Source organism: Mesorhizobium sp. WSM4808 (assembly GCF_055811675.1).
This window is the reverse complement of sequence record NZ_JBVVQX010000003.1, coordinates 414,114-434,901: the sequence shown is the minus strand read 5'-3', so window position 1 is coordinate 434,901 and position 20,788 is coordinate 414,114. Positions and strand designations below refer to the sequence as shown.

Genomic DNA, 20,788 nt, shown 5'->3' with positions numbered 1-20,788 from the left:
GAAAGACAAAAATGTCCAAGCTGATCTCCAAATGGAACTACCCCACCACCGTCCGCTTCGGCGCCGGCCGCATCAAGGAATTGCCTGAGGTGCTGGCGGCCACCGGCATCAAGCGGCCGTTGTTCGTCACCGATCCTGGCCTGGCGAAACTCCCGGTCGTCGCCTCGACCCTAGAGATCCTCGACGATGCGAAGGTCCCTTACGGCGTTTTCTCCGAGGTCAGGCCGAACCCGGTCGAATCCAACCTGACCGCCGGCATCGCCGTGTTCAAGAAGGGCAAGCATGACGGCGTCATCGCCTTCGGCGGCGGCTCGGCGCTCGATCTCGGCAAGCTGATCGCCTTCCAGGCCGGGCAGACGCGGCCGGTGTGGGATTTCGAGGATGTCGACGACTGGTGGACGCGCGCCAATTCGGATGCGATCGCGCCGATCATCGCCGTGCCGACCACCGCAGGCACCGGATCGGAAGTCGGCCGCGCCGGCGTCATCACCAATGAGGCCACGCACACCAAGAAGGTCATCTTCCATCCGAAACTTCTACCGGCAATCGTCATCGCCGATCCGGAACTGTCGGTCGGCATGCCCGGCTTCATCACCGCCGGCACCGGCATGGATGCGCTCGCGCACTGCCTCGAAGCCTATTGCGCGCCCGGCTACCATCCGATGGCCGACGGCATCGCCGTCGAAGGTGTGAGGTTGGTCTTCGAGAACCTGCCGAAGGCCTATGCCAACGGCGGGGATCTCGTTGCGCGCGCCCATATGATGAGCGCCGCCGCCATGGGCGCCACCGCCTTCCAGAAAGGGCTCGGCGCCATCCATTCGCTGTCGCACCCGGTCGGCGCGCTCTACGACACCCATCACGGCATGACCAACGCGGTGTTCATGCCCTATGTTCTGGCCTTCAACCGGGACTCCATCGAGGAGCGTATCGGCCGGCTCGCCGCCTATTGCGGCATCAAGGGCGGCTTTGACGGCTTCGCCAAAGCCATCATCAAGCTTCGCAAGGAACTGAAGGTGCCGCATGCACTGCCCGGCCTTATCAAGGGGCTCGATATGGACAAGAAACGTAAGACGCTGATCGCCGATATGGCGGTGGTCGATCCGACTGCCGGCGGCAACCCGGTCAAGCTGACCAAGAAGGCGGCGCTGACCTTGCTCGAAAACGCCATCGCCGGCACGGTCTGAGGCGTTTTCCGCGCCGCAAAGTGATCTGAAAAGGGGCTATGAAAACAAGGGGGAGGATGACGGGCAAGGCAAAAACTAGTTAGCCGGAAAAAGAATCGCGGAGCGATTGCTACATCAGGTTAAAAAGAGTTTACTTTTTCGCACTGCGAGCAGCCGCTTTCACAAAGCTTTCATCTGGCTGTCACATGAAAACGATACCGCATCGCAGGCGTCCAACGGCGTCAGTTCAACGGAGAGAACACATGTTCAAATTCACGGGGAAAGTGCTTTCCCTTTCGGCCGCGGCGCTTTTCGCGTCGACGGTGATTTCGTCCGCGGATTCGCTGGACGATCTCGTCAAGGCCGCCAAGGCGGAAGGCCAGCTCACCACCATCGCGTTGCCGCATGACTGGTGCGGCTACGGCGACGTCATTGCAGGCTTCAAGGCGAAGTATCCGGAAATCACCGTCAACGAACTCAATCCCGATGCCGGTTCCGGCGACGAGATCGAGGCGATCAAGGCCAACAAGGACAACAAGGGCCCGCAGGCGCCCGACGTCATCGACGTCGGCCTGTCCTTCGGCCCGACCGCCAAGGCTGATGGCCTGATCCAGCCCTACAAGGTGTCGACCTGGGACTCGATCCCCGACAGCGCCAAGGATGCCGAAGGTTTCTGGACCGGCGACTATTACGGCGTGCTTTCCTTCCAGGTGAACAAGGATCTCGTCAAGGAAGCTCCGGCCGACTGGGCCGACCTGCTGAAGCCGGAATTCGCCAACTCGGTGGCCCTTGCCGGTGATCCGCGTGCCTCGAACCAGGCGATCCAGGCGGTTTATGCCGCCGGCCTGTCGTCAGGCGCCGCCGCTGGTGAAGCTGCCGGTACCGCTGGCCTCGACTTCTTCAAGAAGCTCAATGCCGCCGGCAATTTCGTGCCGGTCATCGGAAAGGCCGCGACGCTCGCCCAGGGCCAGACCCCGATCCTCGTCACCTGGGACTACAACGCGCTCGCAGGCCGAGACACGCTGAAGGGCAATCCGCCCGTCGACGTCGTCGTGCCGAAGACCGGTGTTGTCGCCGGTGTCTACGTGCAGGCGATCAGCGCCTACGCGCCGCATCCGAATGCAGCCAAGCTCTGGCTCGAATACCTCTACTCGGACGAAGGCCAGATCGGCTGGCTGAAAGGCTATTGCCACCCGATCCGCTTCAACGATCTCGCCAAGAACGGCAAGATCCCGGCTGACATCCTGGCCAAGCTGCCGCCGGCCGAAGCCTATGCGTCCGCCGTGTTCCCGACACTCGAGGAGCAGGGCAAGTCCAAGGAAGCCATCACCAAGAACTGGGATGCCGTCGTCGGCGCCAACGTGAAGTAACTCACACCATGCCGGGCGGCTTCGCGGCCGCCCGGTCCTTCTCTCGAAGACGGTAGCCGGCGCATGACCGATATCTCATTGTCCGACCACGCTGTTACCGGGAAGACTGCGCCTCCCGCCGAAGCACGCAGCATGCGGCTGCCGACACAATGGCTTGGTGTCGCGCCTTTCTTCATCTTCGCCATCATGTTCCTCATCCTGCCCACGCTCTATCTGATGCTGGGTGCATTCCAGAACGATGCCGGCGAATTCACGCTCGAGAACATCGCAGCGCTGGCGCAACCGTCCATCGTTGCCGCCTACTGGATTTCGATCAAGATCAGTCTTGCGTCATCGCTGATTGGCGCATTTGCGGGCCTGGCGATTGCCATCGCCATCGTGCGCGGTGGCCTGCCGGACTGGATACGTTCGGCGACACTGACCTTTTCCGGCGTGGCCTCCAATTTTGCCGGCGTGCCGCTGGCCTTTGCCTTCCTCGCCACGCTCGGCCGCCTCGGCCTTGCGACGGTGATCCTGAACACCGTGTTCGGCCTTAACATCTACGCGCACGGCTTCAACATCCTGTCATTCTGGGGCCTGACACTGACCTATGTCTATTTCCAGATACCGCTGATGGTGGTGATCATCGTGCCGGCCATCGACGGGCTGAAGAAGGAATGGGGCGAGGCTGCCGCGACGCTGGGCGCGACCATGTCCCAGTACTGGCGCATGGTGGTCATTCCGGTGATCTGGCCGAGTTTCCTCGGCACCGTGATCCTGTTGTTCGCCAACGCCTTCGGCGCCATCGCCACCGCCTATGCGCTGACCGGCTCGTCGCTCAACATCGTGCCGATTTTGCTCTATGCACAGATCCGTGGAGATGTGCTGCACAATGCCCATCTCGGTTATGCCATCGCCTTCGGCATGATCGTCATCACAGGTCTTGCCAATGTGTTCTACATCTGGTTCCGGACCCGTTCCGAGAGGTGGCTGAAATGAAGTCGGGAAAGTTCTGGGCCTGGCTCGTCTTTGCTCTTGGCGCGGCCTACTTTTTCATCCCGCTGATCGCGACCGTGGAGTTCTCGATGCGCATGCGGCGCGGGGAGTACTCCTTCGACGCCTACAAGGTCGTGTTGGGCGATGCCCGCTTCCAGGCCACCTTCGGCTATTCGGTACTGGCCGCCGTTTTCACCATCATTCTCGGCGTGCTGATCGTGGTGCCCGCCGCTTATTGGATTCGGCTTCGGCTGCCGCAATTGCGGCCGATCGTCGAATTCATTACCCTGCTGCCGCTGGTCATTCCGGCCATCGTCATCGTCTTCGGCTACATCAGAATGTACGGGTCGAATTCGCCGCTGCCGTTCCTGGCGACCGATACAGGCACCAATGCCTTGCTGGTCATCGGCTATGCAACACTGGCGCTGCCGTACATGTATCGCGCCGTCGACACCGGGCTTCGCACCATCGACGTGCGCACACTGACGGAGGCGGCACAGATCCTTGGTGCTGGTTGGGGGACGATCATCACCCGTGTCATCCTGCCCAACGTGCTGATCGCGGTGCTCTCGGGCGCCTTCCTCACCTTCGCCATCGTCATCGGCGAATTCACCATGGCCAGCCTGCTCAACCGGCCGGCCTTCGGCCCCTATCTGCAGAATATCGGCGCCAACCGCGCCTATGAGCCGGCGGCACTTGCCATCATCGCCTTCGCCATCACCTGGGGCTGCATGTCGCTGATCCAGATACTGTCCCGCTTCGCGCCGAAATCGGCGAACCGCCCAAATTGATCGAGAGAACCACGCCATGGCCGACCCATTCCTCTCCATCCAGCACGTTCGAAAATCCTTCGGCGCCACAACGGTGGTCGAGGACTTCAATCTTGACGTCGAGCGCGGCGAATTCGTCTCCTTCCTCGGCCCGTCCGGCTGCGGCAAGACCACCGTGCTGCGCATGGTGGCGGGCTTCGAGGAGCCGAGCGCGGGCACGATCGTCGTCGGCGGCAAGGACATTACGAGGTTGAAACCCAACCAGCGCAATGTCGGCATGGTGTTCCAGGCCTATGCGCTGTTTCCGAACCTGACCGTGGCGCAGAATATCGGCTTTGGCCTGAAGGTCGCCGGCATGCCCAGGGCGGACATCGATGCTCGTGTCGCCGAAATGCTCGGCATCATCAAGCTGCCGCAGATGGCGGATCGCTATCCCTACCAGCTCTCGGGCGGCCAGCAGCAGCGTATCGCATTGGCCCGCGCTATCGCGCCGAAGCCGAAGCTGCTGCTGCTCGACGAGCCGCTGTCGGCGCTCGACGCCAAGGTGCGCGTGTCGCTGCGCGAGGAAATCCGCTCGATCCAGAAGAAGCTCGGCATCACCACTATCTTTGTCACGCACGACCAGGAAGAGGCGCTGTCGATCTCCGACCGCATCGCCGTCATGTATGGCGGCAAAGCCGAGCAGGTCGGCACGCCGTTCGAGATCTACAACCGTCCGGCGACCAAGTTCGTCGCCAATTTCGTCGGCACGCTGAACGTGCTGGAAGGCACCGTCACCGATGCGGCTGCAGGCACGGTGCGGGTCAATTCCGAACAGGTTTCGCTCAAGGGCAAGCTCAACGGCTCCAAATCAGGTGACACGCTGTCGCTGGCGCTGCGTCCGGAAGCGATTTCGCTGGGCCGTCAGCCCGGCCGTGACTCCAGCCTTTCGGGAGAAATCTCCGAAGTGCATTTTCTCGGCTCGGTCATCCGGGTTCGCGTCGGCATCGGTGGCAACACGGTCTCGCTCGACACCTTCAACAGCCCGGCAACCCCGCCACCCGCAGTCGGTGAAAAGGCCGAGATCTCGTTCTCGTCGAGCGACATGCTGGTGCTGCACTAGGCTGATGCGCTTGCTCAAAATGAATGGCTGCATCCCGGTCTGCGAAGACGGGAGATGCTTCCGTCCGCGTGGCAATGGGCTGCAATGCAGGGAAGTCCGTGTTTAAGCGAGCCCTCTATCGGTGATTTCGATGTCGGTGCGGTCGGCGCATTTGTCGATTTGGCAGGGCATCGGTGGAAGGCAATTCGGGGCATATTCCCATCGGCTCGAGCTTGCTGGCCAATCAACATTTTCCAGCCGCTTTGCCACTGCCAGCGTCTCGCATCCCGGCTATAACAGGCCATGGCGCTTTTCGAACTGACACTCGTTCTGCTGTTGATCGCCGTTGCGCTGACGGCGCTGTCGCGGCGCGTACAGGTTCCCTATCCCTCTTTGCTGGCGCTGGCCGGGGTGGCCATCGCCTTCGTGCCTGGCGTGCCGACCATAGAGATCGATCCGGAACTGGCGCTAGCCCTGTTCATCGCGCCGGTGCTGCTCGATGCCGCCTATGATACCTCGCTGCGCGATCTCAACCGCTACAGGGTGCCGCTTGTGCTGCTGGCGCTTGGTGCCGTCCTGTTCACGACAGCGACGGTCGCACTTGCCGGCTGGGCGATGGCAGGCCTGCCGATCGCCGCGGCCATAGCGCTTGGCGCCATCGTGGCGCCGCCCGATGCGGTTGCGGCATCGGCCGTGCTTGGCCAGTTCAAGGTGCCGCACCGCATCACTGCCATTCTGCAAGGCGAGAGCCTGCTCAACGACGCCACCGCCTTGCTGATCTACCGGATGGCGATTTCGGCGGCAGCAGGTTCCATTCTGCTGAGCAGCGCCGTTCCGATGATCCTGCTGTCCACGCTCGGCAGCCTTGCCGCCGGCTACCTGCTTGGCCGGGTGTCTCTGATGACGCTGGGCCGGATCGAGGACCCGGCGAGCGGCACTGTGGTGCAATTTGCCGGCACATTCGGGGTCTGGATCCTGGCTGACAGGATCGGACTATCGGCCATCATCACCATAGTCGTCTATGCCATGACGATCGCCCGCACCGCACCGCGCCGCATGCCGGCCAGAAACCGCATCAGCTCCTATTCGGTCTGGGAGACGGCGGTCTTCGTGCTCAATGTTCTGGCTTTCGTGCTGATGGGCCTGCAGGCGCGTACGATCGTCGGCAGGCTTGCCGGGCAGGGGCAGACCGATGCGTTCGTCCTGGCCGGGACAGTGCTTGCCATCGTCATCGTCTCACGCCTCATCTGGGTGCTGGGGTGCGGAGCGATCATCAGGTGGTTTGGCCGTTTCGGCGTGGCTGATCGTCAGCGTGACGCTCCGTCGTTTCGTGGCGGCGTGCTGATCGGCTGGTGCGGGATGCGAGGTTTGGTGACGCTTGCGGCGGCATTCGCCCTGCCGGCTGAATTCCCGGCCCGCGACCCGATCGTGCTCGCTGCTTTCACGGTCGTGCTCGGCACGCTGGTGCTGCAAGGCATGAGCTTGAAGCCGCTGCTGCGCCTGCTGAACCTCGACCCTGACGAAACCGTCGACCGCGAGGTTGCGCAGGCGCGTGTTGTGGTCATGCAGGCCGCCCTCGACATATTGAGCGGCAAGACATCGGACGCGGCGGCCGCGGTGCGCGAGCAATATGCCGCTCAACGCAAGATCGCCAAAAATCCCGACGATGCCCAGGCGGCGACCGAATATGACCGCTTGCGTCTTTATGCGATCAAGAGCCAGCGCGACGCGCTGGAGGAATTGCGCCGCAACGGGACGATTGGCGACGAAGCCTATCATCGCCTGGAGGAAGAGATCGACTGGACCGAACTGGCGGCGTCGCCACCCGGCCGGTTCCAGCCGCTGAATACATAAGGCATCGCACGCCGTTTTCCGGCGCACGGAAGATATCGAAGTGCTTCGGGATCGGTGCATGATCCCAGTGAAGCAAGGCTGGTCCAAGCCACGTCCATTCTCCTGCACATTGCAACCGTGGCATCGAACCGCTACTGCCAACACGAAATTGAGCCGGATAAGCAATGAAGCTGGTCAGCTACAACATCCAGTACGGGTTCGGCGGCGACGGCCGCTACGATCTTTCGCGCGCCGCGCGCATCGTTGCCGGTGCCGACATCATTGCGCTGCAGGAAGTCGAGCGGCACTGGCAACGCAGCAATTACGACGACCAGCCGGAGCTGCTTTCCCGTCTGCTGCCCGAACATCACTGGGTCTACGGCCCGGCCTTCGACATGGACGCCAGCGAAAGGCGCGACGGCCGTCTGGTCAATCGGCGCCGCCAGTTCGGCACCATGGTGCTGTCGAAACTGCCGATCGTCTGGTCGCGGCTGCATGCGCTGCCAATGCGCCGAACGCAGCGGCCGCTCAACACCCGCAACGCCGCGCTGGAATGCATGATCCGCACGCCGGCAGGGCCGGTGCGGGTGTTGTCGCTGCATCTCGCCCATATCGCGGCCGAGGAGCGGCTGGAGCAGATCGACTACCTCATGGCCGAGCATCGCCGGGCACCGTCCGATGGCGGACCGTGGAGCGGCGTCGACGACGAGCCCACGCGCAATTGGACCAGCGGCGAAGCGGAGCCGGAAAACCCGCTGGCGGCGATCTGGATGGGTGATTTCAACATGGAGCCGGACAGCGCCGAGTATCGCCGCATCGTCGGCAGCACGCCCTACCATCGAGGTGCCGCCTATCTCAGCGGTTTCGTCGATGCCGCCGCCGTTGCCGGGGAGCCGGTTCCGGACTTCCACACCCATGTGAAGACCATCGACGGCAGACTGGCAAAGCGCCGGCTCGACCATTGCTTCGTCGGCGGCATGTTCGCCGGGCGGGTGCGTTCGATCAGTGCAGACATCGGCGAGGTTGCCTCGGATCATTTTCCGCTGCGGGTGGACATAGACCTGGAAACGCCGGGCATCGCCACATGAGCCGCGCATGACGCTTTTCGTCTTCTTTGCAGTGCTTGCCGCCGCTGCCATGCACGCGATCTGGAATGCGCTGGTCAAGGTTCATCTCGACCGCTTCCTGTCGATCACGCTGATGACATTAGGCATGGGCGCGGCGGCACTCGTGGTGCTGCCCTTCGTCGAAGTGCCGAAGGCGGAGGTGTGGCCCTACATCATCGCCTCCGTCGTTTTCCACATGGGCTACCGGACCTTCCTGATCGGCGCCTACAAGGCCGGCGATTTCGCCCAGACCTATCCGCTGGCGCGCGGCACCGCACCTCTGCTCTCAGCCTTCGGCGGCATGTTCGTCGTTGCCGAGATTCCCGGCCCGTTCGCCATGCTCGGCATCTTCCTGTTGTCGGCCGGCACGCTGGTGATGTCGTTTCGTGGCGGCGCGCATCTGGAAAAACTCAATCTGCGCGCGGTTGGCTTCGCGCTCGGCACTTCCATCTTCATCGCCAGCTATACGCTGTCGGACGGCAGTGGCGCGCGGCTGGCGGCAACCGCGCAGAGCTATGCCGCCTGGCTGTTCATCTGCGATGCTTTAGGCGCGTTGGTGCTGTGCCTCATCTTCCGCGGGCCGAAGGCGCTGCCGGTGTTGGCGCGCGACTGGAAGGCAGGGCTGTTCACCGGCGTACTCAGCGGCGCCGCCTATTGGATCGTCATGTGGGCGATGACCAAAGCACCGATCGCTTCGGTGGCCTCGCTGCGCGAAACCTCGATCCTGTTTGCCATGATGATCTCGGTCTTCGCTCTCGGCGAAAAAATGACCGGCTGGCGCGGTGCCGCCGCGCTCAGCATCGTGGCCGGCGTCGTCGCGCTGAGGCTTGGTTAGGCGCCGCTCAGGTCAGGACGGTCATCACCTGGCCACGTCGTTCCGGGCTGAAGCGGATGACGACGATGATGCAGACGGCGACCACGCCTGCGAACAGCGCCAGGGCATAGCCATAGCTGCCTCCGGCGCTTTCAGCGATTCCTGCCTGATAGGGGCCGCCATAGGACGCGGCGAGATTGCCCGCCTGATAGATAAAGCCGGGCAAGGTCGCCCGCACCGCTCCGGGCGAAAGCTCGTTGAGGTGCACGGGGATGACGCCCCAGGCACCCTGGACCGCGACCTGCATGACGAAGGCGCCGATGGCGAGCATGAACGGCGTGGTCGAGTAGGCCCATAGCGGGATGGACGGCAAGGCGATCAGGCATGCCAGCGTGATGGCGTTAACGCGGCCGATCTTCTCCGACAGCGCGCCGAAGGCCAGGCCGCCGACGATGGCGCCGATATTGGCGACGATGGTGATCCAGCTCACCGTATGCGGATCGAAGCCGTGCTGCTTCTTCAGGAAGGTAGGGTAGAGGTCCTGCGTGCCATGACTGAAGAAATTGAAGAACATCATCAGCACGACGGCATAGAGCGCGACGCCCCAGTGCTTCTGCAGCGTTTCCCACATGCCAGGTCGAGCCGTCTTCTGCGCTTCGACGAAGGCCGGCGATTCCGGCACATGCGAGCGGATAAAGAGCACGATCAGCGCCGGCACGAAGCTGAGCAGGAACATGGCGCGCCAGCCGATCGTGTAGCCGCCGATCGTCTGCTGATAGAGCAGGCCATAGACCACCGCCGCCAGCAGATAGCCGGCCGGATAGCCGCATTGCAGGATGCCGGAGACCATGCCGCGTGCGCTCGGCGGAATGGATTCCATGGCCAGCGAACTGCCCAGCCCCCATTCGCCGCCCATGGCGATGCCGAACAAAGCACGCAGGGCGAGGAATATGCCGAGATTGGGCGAGAAGGCGGCCAGCGCGCCGATCACCGAATAGCTGACGATGTTGAGCATGAGGATCGGCTTGCGCCCGTATTTGTCGGCAAGCATGCCGAAGAAGAACGCGCCGATGAAGCGTGTCGCCAAGGTCAGGAACAGCGCCTTGGAGACCGCGGGCACGTCGGCGTGGAATTCGGTCGCGATATCGGTGAGCAGGAATGTCAGAAGGAAGAAATCGAAAGCATCGAGCGTCCAGCCCAGGAATGAGGCGAGGACGGTCTTCTTCTGCTGCGAATTAAGGGGCAAATCTTCCTCCATCATCATCGATGGGGGAATTATCGGCCAGTTCAGGGAAGACCGGTGGTCACGTTTTCGCGTGGCTCATTTGATCGAACGCCCGCTGGAATGGCGGAAGGTGCGATGAGGAGCGACCGGTGCGATCTGTCGATGAACTCGATCGTGGCTTGAGAATGAGGTCTAGATTTCGAGATCAAACACCAGCAGTCCGTCCGTGCCGCCTTCCAGGGCAGCGACCAGGCGCGCGCCGGCGCGCTGGTGCGCTTCATGCACAAGATAGGCATCGCGCGCGGCAGCATCGCGGAAATCGATGGTGAAGCCGTGGGTGAAGCCGCGTGCGAACGGCTCCGGGCTGACATTGGCGCTGAATTTTACGGCGTCCATGCCGTCGATCACCTGTCGAAGCGCCTCGAGATCGGAATGGATCGCCTTGCGCTCGGCGGCGGCAACATCGTTGCGAAACTTGGCGAAAACACAGTGCCTGATCATGTCTTACCCCTCAGTGGCTGAGCAGCCCGGTTTCCGGAAAACACCGCCGGCGGCAGCGGCTCGCGGCCAAGGACCAGGTCGGCGCCCTTTTCACCGACCATGATGGTCGGTGCATTGGTGTTGGATGAAGGCACGCGCGGCATCACCGAGGCGTCGCAGACGCGCAGGCCCTCGATGCCGCGCAGCCGCAGATCCGGCGTCACGACAGCCATCTCGTCATGGCCCATGCGGCAGGTGCCGACCGGATGGTGGTCGGTCTTGGAACTGCGGCAGGCATAGTCGAACAGCTCGTCGTCGCTGGCGAGTGACGGGCCGGGCAGCACCTCGCGCAGCACGTAAGGGGCAAGCGCCTTCTGCCGCATGATCTCGCGGGCCAGCCGCAGCCCCTTGATCGACATGGCGCGGTCATAGGGATCGGACCAGTAGTTCGGATCAATCAGCGGGTGGTCGGCCGGGTCGGCGCTCTTCAGCCGCACCGTGCCGCGCGAGCGCGGCCGCAGGAAGGCCGAGTTCAAAGTGACGCCGGGATTGTTCAGCTTCTCGACGCCGGCCTCGATACCCGAGCCCAGACCGAGATGGAACTGGATGTCGGGCGAGGCGGCTGTCGGGTCGGCGTACCAGAAGCCGCCGGTCTCGAACAGGCTGGAGGCCGCCGGCCCCTTCTTCAGCAGCAGATATTGCAGGCCGGCCCAGGCCGTGCGGTGCAGCTTGGCGTAGTTGTCATAGGTGTGATCGCCTGTGCATTCGGCGATGACGAACAGATCGAGATGGTCCTGCATGTTGGAGCCGACGCCGGGCAGGTCGTGCACCGGTGTGATGCCGACCGACTTCAGATGGTCCGCGGGGCCGATGCCCGACTGCATCAGAAGTTTCGGCGAGCCGATGGCGCCGGACGAGACGATCACCTCGCGTTCGGCGCGCAGGATTTTCTTCTCGCCGCCCGGCCTGTCGACCACCTCGACGCCGATGGCGCGGCCCTTCTCGACGACGATGCGCGTCACCAGCACGTCGGTTCGGACGGTCAGGTTCTTGCGGGCGCGGATCGGCTTCAAATAGGCGACTGAAGCGGACGAGCGCCGGGCATCCTTCTGGGTCAGCTGGTAGTAGCCGACGCCTTCTTGGGCAGCGCCGTTGAAGTCCGGGTTGAAGGGGATGCCCATCTCCTGGCCGGCACGGAAATAGGCCTCGCAGATAGGCAGCGGCGCGATCGGGTTGGACACGCCGAGCGGGCCCTGGTCGCCGTGAAAATCGTTGGCGTAGCGCTGGTTGTTTTCGGCTCGCTTGAAGTAGGGCAGCACGTCGCGATAGCCCCAGCCGGCGAGGCCTTCTTCCTTCTCCCAGGCATCATAGTCGCGGGCATTGCCGCGCGTGTAGATTTGGGCGTTGATGGAGGAGCCGCCGCCGACAACCTTGGCCTGCGTGTACCAGAAGACGCGATCCTTCATGTGCTTCTGCGGCACGGTCGACCAGCCCCAGGAGGCGATCCCCTTCGTCATCTTGGCGAACCCGGCCGGCATGTGGATGTAGGGATGCCAGTCCTTGCCGCCAGCCTCCAGCAGCAGGACCGAATTTGCCGGATTCTCGCTCAGCCGGTTGGCCAGAACGCAGCCGGCCGGACCGGCGCCCACGATGATGTAGTCGGTCATGACACTGTCCACTTACAGCCGCGGCACGGAGAGCGCACCGTCGACATTGATGATCGAGCCGGTCGAAAAGCCGAGTTTTCCGCCAGCGAGTGTTGCCACCACCGCGCCGATGTCTGATGCTTCGCCCCAGCGCTTTGCCGGCACCAGACCGCCGTCGATGAGGGCGTCATATTTGGCGGTCACGCCTGATGTCATATCGGTGCGGATGATGCCTGGCCGGACCTCGAACACGCCGATATTTTCGGGCGCAAGCCTAAGCGCCAGGTTCTTCACCCACATCGAAAGCCCGGCTTTCGAGATGCAGTAGTCCGGCCGCTCCGGCGATGCCATTTCAGCGCTGACCGAGGTGATGGTGATGATCGACCTCTGGTGATGGCCTGGCGCAGCCAGCATCGCCTTGGCCACGGCCTGGCTGAGGAACACGGTGCCGCGCAGATTGATGCCGAGCGTGCGGTCGAAATTCTCCGGCTTGAGGTCCAAGAGGTCACCGCGCACCACGGCGCCGACGCCGGCATTGTTGACCAGGCAGTCGATGCGACCGAAGGCGCGCATCGCGGCATCGACAAGTACGGTGTGGCTGGCGAGATCGGCGATGTCGGACTGGACGTAGGCGAATTTTGCGCGGCGCTTGGTGATGTCGGTGGCAAGTCTGTCAGCGGCCGTTTCGGCAAGGTCGACGACCAGAATATCGAAGCCGGCATCCGCCAGTGCCTGGGCGCAGGCAAGCCCAATGCCGCGCGCGCCGCCGGTGACGATGGCGGAGGGGCGGGTCATTGGAAGCTAGCCTTGCGGATGTGGTCGGCAACGCGCAGCGCCTGTGCGGCGATCGACAGCGCCGGGTTCACCGCCGCCGAACTGGGCAAAAAACTGGCGTCGACGACGAAGAGGTTCCTGTGGTCGAAGGAGCGGCAGTAAGGGTCGAGCGCCGCCGTCGCCGGATCGTCGCCCATCTTTATCGTGCCGCATTGGTGCGACGGCGTGCGCTTGTCGAAGGGGCGTGAGAGAACGATGGGATAGCCGCAGGCGCGGAAATTCTCGCGCATCACCTTGGTCAACCCGTCGAGCGACTGCATGTTCGAGCGCCGCCATTGCATAACGATGTCCTTGCCGTCGACCATGATGCGGCTTTCCGGATCGGGCAGGTCCTCGCACATCAGGTACCAGTCGACGGCGTGGCCGGCCATGAAGTCGAGCGCGAATCCGGGCGTGTATTTGACATTGGCCCGCAGCATGTTGCCGTCGATCTTTCCCAGAAGCTGGACATTGCCGAGCGGCTTGCCGCCCTTGCCGTCGGACAGGTAATAGTCGTTCAGCATCAAGGTCTTCTGATAGACGGCATCGTTGCGGCGGCGCGGGTCGATCGCCAGCATGGCGCTTGAATTGTGGTTCATGAAATTGCGGCCGACCTGGTCGGAGCGGTTGGCTAGGCCTTTGCCATCCGATGTCGGCGAGCGCAGCAGGATGACGGCGGAATTGACCGCGCCGGCCGACAGGATGACCAGCTTCGGTGATACTTTCTTCAGCTCGCCGTTCTGCCGGTAGTGAATGGCTGATATCGTCGTGCCGTCTGGCGAGGCTTCAAGATATTCGACGTAAGCGCCGGTCTCGAGCTTGATGTTCTGATCGGTCAGCGCAGCCGTCAGCGGACCCGTCTGCGCGTCGACCTTGCCCTGGCCGGTGTTCGGGAAAGCATCCCAGCCGGTCTTGCCCTCTTTCAGCCAGGTGTCGATGTCGACGCCGAGCGGCAGCGAGGCCGGATTCAGGCCGAGGTTTTTCAGCTCGGCGCGGGCGCGGGCGATCGGTGCCTCGTCGGGCACCGGCTTGTAGGCGTAGGGGATCGAATGGAACGGCTCGGTCGGATCCTCGCCCAGTGCACCGCGCACGCGGAACAGCTGCTCGGCTTTCGAATACCAGGGCTCGAATTCGTCATAGGTGAACGGCCAGGCCGGAGAGACGCCGCCGAAATGCTCCATGGCCGCAAAGTCCTCCTTGCGGTAGCGGATCAGCACCGCGCCATAGAACTTCGAATTGCCGCCGACATAGTAATAATTGCCGGGATTGAAGGCGGCGCCGCCGGCCTCACGCCACATCTCCTTCGGCCTGTAATGGCCGTCGACGAAGATCGAGCGCGTGTCGCGCGCGTGCGGCGTCGCCGGCAACGGCTCGCCGCGCTCCAGCATCAGGATCGAGGCGCCGCTGCCGGCAAGGCCGGAAGCGATCGTGGCGCCGCCAATGCCGGAGCCGATGATGACGATGTCCGGATTTGTCATGGCCTAAATCGCGTCCCGACGCGCTTTAGTTTTTTGTTTTGATGCATGTCGTTGCCCCAAAACCGGATCCACTTTTGGGCGACATACATTAGCGAATACGGGTCTCGGTCGCCGGATCGAAGAACACCGCCTTGGTCAAGTTGAAGGCAAGCGGCGTGTTGGTACCCGGCTGGATGTTGGCGTCGGCGCGCAGCCGCGCCACCACGCCCTTGCCGCCGAGATTGGTGACGGCGAAAGTGTCCGAGCCGGCCGGTTCGACGACCTCGATGTGACAGTCGGCGGTGGCGATGTGCGAGGCGTTGCGCTCGGCACCTTCCGGATCGGTCAGGGCTTCGGGGCGGACACCGAAGATGATCGGCTTGCCCTGGAATGCCGACAGGCCGGCCGGTGCATTGGCCATCGGCAGCGAGATCGGCTCTCGCGCTTCGCGCTGCAGCACGACGGACAGCGCGTTGCCTGACGTGCCGATCGTCGCCGGGATCAGGTTCATCGCAGGCGAGCCCATGAAGTCGGCGACGAAGAGGTTGGTCGGGTTGTTGTAGATTTCGGCCGGGGTGCCGAACTGCTGCACCTCGCCATCGCGCATGACCGCGATCTTGGTCGCCAGCGTCATCGCCTCGATCTGGTCGTGGGTAACGTAGACGATGGTGGTGCCAGTGGTGGCATGCAGGCGCTTGATCTCGATGCGCATGTCGACGCGCAGCTTGGCATCGAGGTTGGACAGCGGCTCGTCGAACAGGAACAGTTTGGGATCGCGCACCAGCGCCCGGCCCATGGCGACGCGCTGGCGCTGGCCGCCGGATAGTTGGCTCGGCTTGCGCTGCAAGAGGTGGCCGATCTGCAGCACCTTGGCCACCTTGTCGATGGCCTTCTGGCGCTCCGCCGCCGGCACGCCGCGCATCTCCATGCCGAACGAGATGTTCCCGGCCACCGTCATGTTCGGGTAGAGCGCATAGCTCTGGAACACCATGGCGATGTCGCGCTTGGAGGGGTGCAGATCGTTGATGGTCCGGCCGTCGACCCGGATTTCGCCCGAGGTGATCGTCTCCAGGCCGGCGATGGTGCTGAGCAAGGTCGACTTGCCGCAGCCGGAAGGGCCGACCAGCACCAGGAAGCCGCCTTTCTCGAGCTCGACATCGATCCCCTTCAGGATCTCGACCTGGCCGAAGCGCTTCCTCAAACCATCAATTTCCAGAAAAGCCATCGGATTATCCTTTGACGGCGCCCGCCATCAGACCGCGCACGAAATAGCGGCCGGCGAGCACATAGACGAGAAGGGTGGGCAGTGCCGCGATCATCGCGGCGGCCATGTTGACGTTGTATTCGACGACGCCGGTCGACGTGTTGACGACGTTGTTGAGCGCCACCGTCATAGGCATCGCGTCGCCGGTGCCGGCGTAAGCCGAGGCGAACAGGAAGTCGTTCCAGATGTTGGTGAACTGGTAGATCACCGTGACGACGAAGATCGGCATCGAGTTCGGCAGCATGATGCGGCGGAAGATCTGGAAGAAGGACGCGCCGTCGACCTGTGCCGCTTTGACCAGTTCGGTGGGGAACGCCTCGTAGTAGTTGCGGAAGAACAGCGTGGTGAAGCCGATGCCGTAGACGACGTGGACGAAGACGAGGTTGACCGTCGGGTTGCCGAGGCCAAAGCTGGTTCCCGTTGCATTCTGCAGCGTGACGCCGAAGCGGCCAAGGCTGCCGAGGATGGTCGCCATCGGCAGCAGCACCGACTGGAACGGAATGAAGCAGGCGAACAGCATCAGCCCGAACACCAGCGTTGCCCCGCGGAAACGCCATTTGGTCAGCACGTAGCCATTCAGCGCTCCGAGCATCGTCGAGATCAGCACGGCCGGGACCACCATCTTGATGGAGTTCCAGAAATAGCCCTTGATGCCGGCGCAGGTGAGGCCGACGCAGGTCTCGCCCCAGGCCTTCAGCCAGGGATCGAAGGTCGGTGCCCTGGGCAGCGCCAGCATGTTGCCGTTCTGGATCTCGTCCATGGTCTTGAACGAGGTCACCAGCATGACGAACAGCGGCATCAGATAAAATAGCGCAAACAGCGCCAGCAGCCCGTAGATGACGATGCGGTTGATAACCTTGACGTTGACGCCGCCAGAGGCCTGGCGGGCGGGAGTGGTGACGGCGCTCATCGCGGCTTCTCCCGCAGTTCCGAATAGAGATAGGGCACGATGATTGCGACGATGGTCATCAGCATGATCACCGCACTGGCCGAGCCGACGGCCATTTCGTTGCGCTTGAACGTGTACTCATACATGAAGTTGGAGGGCAGCCAGGCCGAGCCGCCGGGGCCGCCGCTGGTCAGCGCAACGACCAGATCGTAGGACTTGATGGCGAGGTGCGCGAGTACGATGAAAGCCGACAGGAAGATCGGCCGCAGCAGCGGGATGACGATGCGGCGGTAGAGCTGGAAGGTGGTGGCGCCGTCGATCTGCGCCGCCTTCATGATCTCGCCGTCGATGCCGCGCAGGCCGGCCAGGAACATCGCCATGATGAAGCCGGAGGCCTGCCAGACGCCGGCAATGACCACCGTGTAGATGACGAAATCCTTGTTCTTGATCCAGTCGAAATGGAAGCTCGTCCAGCCCCATTGATGCAAGGTCTGCTCGAGGCCGAGGCCGGGATCGAGGAACCATTTCCAGGCGACGCCGGTGACGATGAAGGACAGCGCCATCGGGTAGAGATAGATCGGCCTCAGCACGCCTTCGCCGCGGATCTTCTGGTCGAGCAGGATGGCCAGGAACAGGCCGAGCGCCAGGCAGATTGCGATGTAGAGGAAACCGAAAATACCCATATTGGTGATCGACGTGTACCAACTCGAGGGCGGGTCTGTGTCGAAGGTCCAGCCCCACAGCCGCTGATAGGCGCGCGAGCCGGTCAGGACATAGGATGGAAAGGTCTTGGAGTTGGTGAAGGACAGATAGATCGTCCACAGGATGAAGCCGTAGACGAAGACGATGGTGATGGCGAAGCTCGGCGCCAGCACGATCTTCGGCAATGCGTCCTGCAGGCGTGAGCGCACCGAGGCGCGTGGCCGCGCATGCTCCGGCGTCAGCTTGATCTGGCTTGTCGCTACCGTGCTCATGGGGCTTCCTCCCGTCGACTCGCGGCCAACCAGCTTCGCGGATCTAAGTTCGCGGATCTGGGCCTTCCCCGCCGGAGCGGGGAAGGCGTTTTGGCGCGTGGCGCTTACTTGGCGTCGTCGATCGCCTTGACCAGCTCGGTCACGGCTTCGTCCGAGGTCTTGATCTGACCATGGACGAATTTGGAGACGACATCCTTGTAGGCATTGGCGACCGCCGGAGGCGCGCCATAGCCCTGGGCCAGCGAGCCGAACAGCGTGCCGCCTTCGTTGGCTGCCTTCAGGTCGGCGATGCCCTTCTTGCCGCAAGCGTCGAAGTCGGTGTCCGGAACGTCGGTACGGGCCGGGACCGAACCCTTGACGACGTTGAAGGCCGACTGGAAGCTCTTCGACAGGGTGGCGGTGGCCAGCGCAACCTGGGCGGCCTTGCGGTCGTCCGGAACGTTGAACATGCCGAACATGTCGGAGTTGTAGATCACCGAGCCGTCGGTGCCCGGGAAGCGATAGCACAGGAAGTCGGTGCCCGGCGTTTTCTTGGCGGCGTTGAACTCGCCCTTGGCCCAGTCGCCCATGACCTGCACCAGGGCGTCGCCCTTGATGACCATGGCGGTGGCAAGGTTCCAGTCGCGGCCGGAGAAGTTGGGGTCGACATAGGTGACGAGCTTGGCCAAATTGTCGAACGACTTCTTCATCGTGTCGGACTTCAGGGATGCGTCATCGAGGTCGTTGAAGGCCTTCTTGTAGAACTCAGGTCCGCCGGTCGACAGCACGACCGAGTCGAACATGGTGGCTTCCTGCCAGTTCTGGCCGCCGAGAGCGAGCGGGATCACCCCTGCCGCCTTGGCCTTGTCGAGCAGGGCAACGAAGTCGTCGAAGGTCTTCGGCTCGGTGCCGCCGATCTTGTCCAGGACGGCCTTGTTGATCCACAGCCAGTTGACCGAGTGAACGTTGACCGGCGCCGCGACCCACTTGCCGTCATAGACCGAAAACTTCTGCAGGGCTGCCGGAACGGACTTGTCCCAGCCTTCCTTCTTCGCCGTTTCGGTCAGGTCGCCCATGACGCCGGCAGCGGCGTAGTCGAGCACGGTATAGCCGAGCATCTGCGAGGCGGTCGGATAATTGCCGGCCGCGACCATCGCCTTCAGCGCGGTCATGGCGGCATCGCCGCCGCCGCCGGCCACCGGCACGTCCTTCCAGGCATAGCCTTCCTTGGCCAGGTCGCCCTTAAGGACGTTGAGAGCAGCCGCTTCGCCGCCCGACGTCCACCAATGCAGCATCTGCACTTCCTTGACGTCCTCGGCGTGGGCCGCGAAAGCCAGGCCGGATGCGAGAGCGGTTCCGATAAGCAGTTTGCGCAACATGTACTACCTCCCTTGTTGCATTACACGACCGGTGAAGCCCACCGGGTTCTTCTCAACTCAGCCGACCCACCACCCGGTGCGCAGGCCGCGATGAAACTGGATTGTCTTTTCCTCGGTATAGTCCTCGACGGCGCGTTTGCCGAGTTCGCGTCCGAGACCGGACTGCTTGTAGCCTCCGAACGGCAGCTCGGGATAACCTTCCATGAATGTGTTCACCCAAACGGTTCCCGAACGCACTCCACGCGCCACCGACATGCAAGTGTCGATGCTGGCGCTCCACACGCCCGCCGACAAACCATAGGGCGTGTTGTTGGCGATGTGCAACGCCTTTTCAATCGATTCAAAAGTCAGCACCGAGAGCACCGGACCGAACACTTCCTCGCGCGCTATGGCCATCTCCTCGGTAACGCCGCGGATGATGGTGGGATCGAGGTATTGGCCGACATTGGAGGCCAATTGCTTGCCTCCGCTGTAAACCTGGCTGCCGTCGCCTTCAGCGGCAGAAACATAGCCCGCCACCTTCTTCAGATGGTCGGACGAGATCATCGCGCCGACCTTGGTTTGGTCATCGAGCGGATCGCCGACCGTGACCCTGGCGGTAAGCGCCTTGACGGTGCTGAGAAAATCGTCGGCGATCGCCTCGTGAACGATCAGCCGGCTCCCGGCATTGCAGCACTCGCCGGCATTGAAGAAGCCGCCGAACACCGCCGCATCGGCGGCCGCTTCGAGGTCGGCGTCCGGGAAGACGATCTGGCCGTTCTTGCCGCCGAGCTCCATCGAGACTTTCTTCAGCGACTGCGCGGCGGACGCCATCGTCATCTTGCCAACGCGGGTGGAGCCGGTGAACGAGACCATCTCGACCAGCGGGTGGCTGACCATCGGCGCACCGACATCGGCGCCAAGCCCGGCCAGGATATTGACGACGCCGGCGGGCAGGCCGGCCTGCATCAGGATATCGCCGAGCACGAAGGTCGAGGCCGAGGTCATTTCGCTAGGCTTGACCACCGCCGTGCAGCCGGCGGCGAGCGCGAAGGGCAGTTTCTGGCTGACGATCAGGAACGGGAAATTCCATGGGGTGATGATCGAGACGACGCCAATCGGCTCGCGCAGGACGACGCCCAGCATGGCATCGCCGAGATTGGCGTAGGATTCACCATGCAGCGTGCGGGCAAGCGAGGCGGCATAGCGCCAAATGTCGACGGCGCCGCCGATCTCGCCGCGCGCCTGGGCGATCGGCTTGCCCGATTCCAGTGCATCGAGCCGGGCGATCTCTTCCAGCCGCGCCTCGATCAAGTCGGCCGCCTTGAGCAGGATCGCGGCACGCTCGGCCGCCTTCATCCGGGGCCATGGACCGGTCTCGAACGCCTTGTGGGCGGCCTGCACAGCGGCTTCCACTTCGGCCACGCCGGCCTGTGCGTAGTGCGAGACGGTGAAGCCGTGGCCGGGACTATTTCGAGCAATCGTGCGGCCGTCGCGGGCATCGACATGCTTGCCGTCGATCAGCAGTCTGTACGCTTTCGGCGCCGCGGACGCCTCGGCCGGCATGGCGATCTTGAGTGGGGCGTTCATC

The 20,788-nt window shown here is 63.1% G+C and carries 18 protein-coding genes; 8 read left to right on the top strand and 10 right to left on the bottom strand.

Features of this window, described 5'->3' with window-relative positions; all coding sequences use genetic code 11:
* Positions 1-11: 11 nt before the first annotated feature.
* The 8 genes from AC0L2U_RS07405 to AC0L2U_RS07370 all read left to right on the top strand — a co-directional run bounded on the left by AC0L2U_RS07405 (position 12) and on the right by AC0L2U_RS07370 (position 9,133).
* Positions 12-1,184, top strand: a complete 1,173-nt coding sequence (locus tag AC0L2U_RS07405) for an iron-containing alcohol dehydrogenase (RefSeq protein WP_352581062.1) — start codon at positions 12-14, stop codon at positions 1,182-1,184.
* Positions 1,185-1,426: 242 nt separating this feature from the next.
* Entirely contained in the window at positions 1,427-2,533 is a 1,107-nt protein-coding gene (locus AC0L2U_RS07400; protein ID WP_127809372.1) for an ABC transporter substrate-binding protein, read from the top strand.
* Between the two features lie 63 nt (positions 2,534-2,596).
* Positions 2,597-3,511 carry an ABC transporter permease gene (locus AC0L2U_RS07395; RefSeq protein WP_023810098.1) on the top strand — a complete coding sequence of 305 codons (915 nt, stop codon included), beginning with the start codon at positions 2,597-2,599 and terminating at the stop codon, positions 3,509-3,511.
* Entirely contained in the window at positions 3,508-4,299 is a 792-nt protein-coding gene (locus AC0L2U_RS07390) for an ABC transporter permease (protein ID WP_027037623.1), read from the top strand. Before AC0L2U_RS07395 ends, AC0L2U_RS07390 begins: the two co-directional genes overlap by 4 nt.
* Before the next feature lie 16 nt (positions 4,300-4,315).
* Positions 4,316-5,380 carry an ABC transporter ATP-binding protein gene (locus AC0L2U_RS07385; RefSeq protein ID WP_023810097.1) on the top strand — a complete coding sequence of 355 codons (1,065 nt, stop codon included), beginning with the start codon at positions 4,316-4,318 and terminating at the stop codon, positions 5,378-5,380.
* A gap of 282 nt (positions 5,381-5,662) precedes the next feature.
* Positions 5,663-7,213 (top strand): cation:proton antiporter, encoded by a 1,551-nt coding sequence (locus tag AC0L2U_RS07380; RefSeq protein WP_127809373.1) that lies wholly within the window; start codon positions 5,663-5,665, stop codon positions 7,211-7,213.
* A 164-nt stretch (positions 7,214-7,377) separates the two neighbouring features.
* Positions 7,378-8,280 carry an endonuclease/exonuclease/phosphatase family protein gene (locus tag AC0L2U_RS07375; protein WP_128363341.1) on the top strand — a complete coding sequence of 301 codons (903 nt, stop codon included), beginning with the start codon at positions 7,378-7,380 and terminating at the stop codon, positions 8,278-8,280.
* Between the two features lie 7 nt (positions 8,281-8,287).
* Complete coding sequence (locus AC0L2U_RS07370; protein ID WP_127329389.1) at positions 8,288-9,133, top strand: EamA family transporter; 846 nt, start codon at positions 8,288-8,290, stop codon at positions 9,131-9,133.
* 7 nt (positions 9,134-9,140) lie between these two features.
* Here the strand turns inward: AC0L2U_RS07370 and AC0L2U_RS07365 are convergent, their stop codons facing one another.
* The 10 genes from AC0L2U_RS07365 to AC0L2U_RS07320 form a co-directional block, all read right to left on the bottom strand.
* A complete protein-coding gene (locus AC0L2U_RS07365) occupies positions 9,141-10,376 on the bottom strand; it encodes an MFS transporter (RefSeq protein WP_081738768.1) in 1,236 nt (411 codons plus the stop codon).
* Between the two features lie 153 nt (positions 10,377-10,529).
* Positions 10,530-10,838: a Dabb family protein gene (locus tag AC0L2U_RS07360; RefSeq protein WP_127809375.1), complete on the bottom strand. Its 309-nt coding sequence runs from the start codon at positions 10,836-10,838 to the stop codon at positions 10,530-10,532.
* Positions 10,835-12,484: a GMC family oxidoreductase gene (locus AC0L2U_RS07355; protein WP_473601674.1), complete on the bottom strand. Its 1,650-nt coding sequence runs from the start codon at positions 12,482-12,484 to the stop codon at positions 10,835-10,837. The genes AC0L2U_RS07360 and AC0L2U_RS07355 overlap by 4 nt, the downstream gene beginning before the upstream one ends.
* Before the next feature lie 12 nt (positions 12,485-12,496).
* Positions 12,497-13,258: a 3-ketoacyl-ACP reductase gene (locus AC0L2U_RS07350; protein WP_473601673.1), complete on the bottom strand. Its 762-nt coding sequence runs from the start codon at positions 13,256-13,258 to the stop codon at positions 12,497-12,499.
* Positions 13,255-14,754 carry a GMC oxidoreductase gene (locus AC0L2U_RS07345; protein ID WP_292701352.1) on the bottom strand — a complete coding sequence of 500 codons (1,500 nt, stop codon included), beginning with the start codon at positions 14,752-14,754 and terminating at the stop codon, positions 13,255-13,257. The genes AC0L2U_RS07350 and AC0L2U_RS07345 overlap by 4 nt, the downstream gene beginning before the upstream one ends.
* 88 nt (positions 14,755-14,842) lie before the next feature.
* Entirely contained in the window at positions 14,843-15,958 is a 1,116-nt protein-coding gene (locus AC0L2U_RS07340; protein WP_292701354.1) for an ABC transporter ATP-binding protein, read from the bottom strand.
* Between the two features lie 4 nt (positions 15,959-15,962).
* On the bottom strand, positions 15,963-16,907 hold the full coding sequence (locus tag AC0L2U_RS07335; protein WP_023810088.1) for a carbohydrate ABC transporter permease: 945 nt from the start codon (positions 16,905-16,907) through the stop codon (positions 15,963-15,965).
* Positions 16,904-17,860, bottom strand: coding sequence for a carbohydrate ABC transporter permease (locus AC0L2U_RS07330; protein ID WP_024502750.1), 957 nt, complete (start codon positions 17,858-17,860; stop codon positions 16,904-16,906). The genes AC0L2U_RS07335 and AC0L2U_RS07330 overlap by 4 nt, the downstream gene beginning before the upstream one ends.
* A gap of 104 nt (positions 17,861-17,964) precedes the next feature.
* A complete protein-coding gene (locus tag AC0L2U_RS07325; protein ID WP_032900903.1) occupies positions 17,965-19,218 on the bottom strand; it encodes an ABC transporter substrate-binding protein in 1,254 nt (417 codons plus the stop codon).
* A gap of 57 nt (positions 19,219-19,275) precedes the next feature.
* Complete coding sequence (locus AC0L2U_RS07320; protein WP_127396617.1) at positions 19,276-20,787, bottom strand: aldehyde dehydrogenase family protein; 1,512 nt, start codon at positions 20,785-20,787, stop codon at positions 19,276-19,278.
* Between the last annotated feature and the right edge of the window lies 1 nt (position 20,788).